Annotated in this window: 2 protein-coding genes and 1 pseudogene; 1 reads left to right on the top strand and 2 read right to left on the bottom strand. The window is 64.8% G+C overall.

The features are described from left to right. Window positions 1-657 (top strand): annotated as a pseudogene (locus EOA27_RS24800) (glycosyltransferase family 39 protein); the annotation flags it as partial. Between the two features lie 186 nt (window positions 658-843). Here EOA27_RS24800 and EOA27_RS24795 read toward each other — a convergent pair. Both EOA27_RS24795 and mfd read right to left on the bottom strand, forming a co-directional pair. Next, window positions 844-2217, bottom strand: a complete 1374-nt coding sequence (locus tag EOA27_RS24795; protein WP_126082404.1) for a 3-deoxy-7-phosphoheptulonate synthase class II — start codon at window positions 2215-2217, stop codon at window positions 844-846. Window positions 2218-2352: 135 nt separating this feature from the next. Then, a partial coding sequence (mfd, locus tag EOA27_RS24790; RefSeq protein ID WP_127257483.1) for a transcription-repair coupling factor occupies window positions 2353-4291 on the bottom strand: 1939 nt, incomplete at its 5' end.

Here is a 4291-nt window from a genome sequence, read left to right as displayed (position 1 = left end):
ATTATCTATCTGGCGTGGATGGGTCTGGGGCCAGCGCTCCTCATCATGATCGCCTCGCTGTTCACAGGCACCGGCGAGTCCTGGGGCGCGACGATGTACAATCTCGTGGGCGCCCTGGCGATCGCGCTCCTGGGCCACCGGCTGGGAGCGACGGAATTGCGCCGGTTGACGGTGCTGGCCCTGCTATGCGTGGTCGCCGTATCGAGCGCCTACGCCGTCACCCGCTGGACCGGCTGCAACGTCCGCGGTCACCTGCAGCCGATGTGCTGGCCGGCGCAATCGATCTCGCGGACAGCCGAGGCGATCTGGCATGACGCGGTGCCCGGGCCGTTAGGCATTGTCGGCGGCGAAGACGGCGTGGCCCGGCTCGCCGGGCTGGAAGCCGCGGACCAGCCTTCCATCTTCACGGCTCTCGACAGGCGCCTCGCACCATGGATCACCGACCAGCGCCTGCGGGATCAGGGAATGCTGCTGGTGTGGCCGAAAGGCTGGCCACTCACGCCGCAGCAATTGGCCTGGACCGACGGCCTGCCGGTCAAGACGGTGTCCTTCGACTGGTCGCTCAGGGCGCCGCCCCTGGAGATCAACTTCGCTGTCATTCCACCCGGCAGATCGAGTTTCCCGGGAGACCCGCCCGGGCCGCCCGACCCGGAATGACCGGCTAAAGCATGTCTCCCGAAAGTGGGAACCGGTTTCGGGACAAAGACATGCATGAAATCAAAAACCTAAAGCGTATGGAGCGAATCTGAAAGATCGCGACGCGCTTTAGGCTTGATCCACCCGCCTGAATTGAAAAGGCGCCGGTTTCGCCGGCGCTTCCAATGAACAAGCGCCGGGCGCTACTCAGGCGTTGGCAACCTGCTTGTGCTGGATCGGATGGCTCTTCTTGAGCAGATCCGAGACCAGGAAGGCGAGCTCGATCGCCTGATCCGCGTTAAGGCGCGGATCGCAATGGGTATGATAGCGGTCGTGCAGGTCCTCGGCCGTGATGGCGCGGGCGCCGCCCGTGCATTCGGTGACGTTCTTGCCGGTCATCTCGACATGGATGCCGCCCGGATGCGTGCCTTCGGCGCGATGCACCTCGAAGAAGGTCTGCACTTCCTTGAGAATCCGGTCGAACGGCCGCGTCTTGTAGCCGGCCGCCTCGATGGTGTTGCCATGCATCGGATCGGACGACCACACGACGCTGCGGCCTTCCTTCTTCACCGCCCGCACCAGCTTCGGCAGGTGCTCGGCCACCTTGTCGGAGCCGAAGCGGGCAATCAGCGTCAACCGTCCAGGCTCATTCTCGGGATTGAGCAGGTCGATCAATTCCAGCAAACCATCCGGCGTCAGCGAAGGTCCGCATTTCAGGCCAAGCGGGTTCTTGATGCCGCGGCAATATTCGACATGCGCATGGTCGGGCTGGCGGGTGCGATCGCCGATCCAGATCATGTGGCCCGAGGTTGCGTACCAGTCGCCGGAGGTGGAATCGACGCGCGTCAGCGCTTCCTCGTAGCCGAGCAGCAGTGCCTCGTGACTGGTGTAGAAATCGGTCTCGCGCAGCGCGAAATTGGTTTCCGACGTGATGCCGACCGCGCGCATGAATTCCATCGTCTCGGTGATGCGGTTGGCAAGCGATTCGTACTTCTCACCCTGGGGGCTGTCGGCGACGAAGCCCAGCATCCAGCGATGCACGTTCTCCAGGCTGGCATAGCCGCCCTGCGCGAAGGCGCGCAGAAGGTTGAGCGTCGCGGCCGACTGGCGGTAGGCCATCTCCTGCCGGGCGGGATCCGGGATGCGCGACCTGGCGTCGAACTCGATGCCGTTGATGATGTCGCCGCGATAGCTCGGCAATGTCACCCCGCCCTTGGTCTCGTTGTCGGAGGAGCGCGGCTTGGCGAACTGGCCGGCGACGCGGCCGACCTTCACCACCGGCTGCGCGCCGGCGAAGGTGAGCACCACCGACATCTGCAGGAAGACGCGGAAGAAGTCGCGGATGTTGTCGGCGCCGTGCTCGGCAAAGCTCTCGGCGCAGTCGCCGCCCTGGAGCAGGAAGGCTTCGCCGGCGGCGACCGCCGCCAGTTGCTTCTTCAGCTTGCGCGCTTCACCGGCAAAGACCAGCGGCGGGAACGTGGCGAGCTGGGCTTCCGTCGCCTTCAGCGCGGCAAGGTCCGGATAGGCCGGAACCTGCTTGATCGGCTTCTCTCTCCACGAATTCGGCGACCATTTCGTCATCGCTGCACCCAATACTCTTCTCGGCGAGCGCCCTTGCCCGCTATTTTCGCCCCAACAGAGGTCGCGGCTCCTTACACGAAGCCGACTGCCTATTCTAGCCGGGTTTTTCAGCGGTGGCGAATGGACCCGATGCTGCTACGCGGCCTTGTCGACGAGCCGCGCCAGCTGCGTCATCACCACGGCCGAGCCTGCCAGCCGCTTCTCCGCATTCGGCCAGTCGCGGATGAAGACGACGCTGTGGTCGGCCCTGATCTTGGCCAGCGAGCCCTGCTCGCCGATGAACTTGACCAGCCCGACCGGATTGGGGAATTCGCGCTTGCGGAAATGGATGACGACGCCCTTGGGGCCGGCATCGAGCTTCTCGACATTGGCCTTGCGGCAGAGCGCCTTGATGAAGACGATCTTCAACAGATGCGTCACCTCTTCCGGCAGCGGCCCGAAACGGTCGATCAGCTCGGCGCCGAAACCGTCGATCTCCTCGGTCGTCTCGAGGTCGCCCAGCCGACGGTAAAGCGCCATGCGGAGCTGCAGGTCCGGCACATAGCTTTCCGGGATCATCACCGCGGTGCCGACCGCGATCAGCGGCGACCAGCCGCCGTCCTGTGCCTCGCCGGTATCCTTCACCTCGGCGACCGCCTCCTCCAGCATCTGCTGGTAGAGCTCGAAGCCGACCTCCTTGATATGCCCCGACTGCTCTTCGCCGAGAAGATTGCCGGCGCCGCGGATGTCGAGGTCGTGGCTGGCGAGCTGGAAGCCGGCGCCGAGCGTGTCGAGCGACTGCAGCACCTTCAGCCGGCGCTCGGCCGTGTCGGTCAGCTTCCGGTTGGCCGGCAGCGTGAACAGCGCGTAGGCGCGCACCTTCGAGCGGCCGACACGGCCGCGCAACTGGTAGAGCTGCGCCAGGCCGAACATGTCGGCGCGATGGATGATCAGCGTGTTGGCGGTCGGGATGTCGAGGCCGGATTCGACGATGGTGGTCGACAGGAGCACATCGTACTGCCCGTCGTAGAAGGCGTTCATGATGTCGTCGAGCTCGCCCGGTGGCATCTGGCCGTGCGCCACCGCCACCTTCAGCTCCGGCACGGATTCCTTCAGGAAATCATGGATTTCGGCCAGGTCGCTGATGCGCGGCACGACATAGAAGGAATGGCCGCCGCGATAGCGCTCGCGCAGCAGCGTCTCGCGGATGACCAGCGGGTCGAAGGGCGAGATGAAGGTGCGCACCGCCATGCGGTCAACCGGAGGCGTGGCGATCAGCGACAGCTCGCGCACGCCGGTCAGCGCCAGCTGCAGCGTGCGCGGGATCGGCGTCGCCGAAAGCGTGAGCACATGCACGTCGTTCTTGAGCTCCTTTAGCCGCTCCTTGTGCTTGACGCCGAAATGCTGCTCCTCGTCGATGATCAGAAGTCCGAGATTCTTGAATGAGATCGAGCTGCCGAGCAGCGCATGCGTGCCGACGACGATGTCGATCGTGCCCTCGGCAATGCCTTTCTTGGTTTCCGTCAGTTCCTTGGAGCCGACAAGGCGCGACGCCTGCGCGATGCGGATCGGCAGGCCCGAGAAGCGCTGCGAGAAGGTCTTGAAATGCTGGCGCGACAGAAGCGTCGTCGGCACCACGACCGCCACCTGGAAACCTTCCATGGCGGCGATGAAAGCGGCGCGCAGCGCCACTTCCGTCTTGCCGAAACCGACATCGCCGCAGACCAGCCGGTCCATCGGCTTGCCGGCACCGAGATCGTCCATGACGGAATCGATCGCCGTCTGCTGGTCGTCGGTCTCCTCATAGGGGAAGCGCGCGGCAAACTCGCCATAGAGCCCCTCGGCGGGAATCATGGTTGGCGCGGAGCGCATCTGCCGCTCGGCGGCAATGCGGATCAATTGCCCGGCCATATCGAGCAGGCGCCGCTTGAGCCGCGCCTTGCGCGCCTGCCAGGCGCCGCCGCCCAGTTTGTCGAGCGTCGCTTCGGCCGAATCCGAGCCGTAGCGCGATAGAAGCTCGATGTTTTCGACCGGCAGGAACAGGCGGTCTTCGGCCGCATAGTGGGTTTTGAGACAATCATGCGGCGCGCCCACC

This window comes from Mesorhizobium sp. M2A.F.Ca.ET.037.01.1.1 (assembly GCF_003998075.1).
In the GTDB taxonomy this organism is placed as follows: Bacteria; Pseudomonadota; Alphaproteobacteria; order Rhizobiales; family Rhizobiaceae; genus Mesorhizobium.
This window is presented reverse-complemented; position numbering and strand designations above follow the sequence as displayed.

What these genes read in the sequence shown, in the direction of transcription:
- EOA27_RS24795 (WP_126082404.1), bottom strand. Translation starts at nt 2,217, where the DNA reads ATGACGAAATGGTCGCCGAATTCGTGGAGAGAGAAGCCGATCAAGCAG.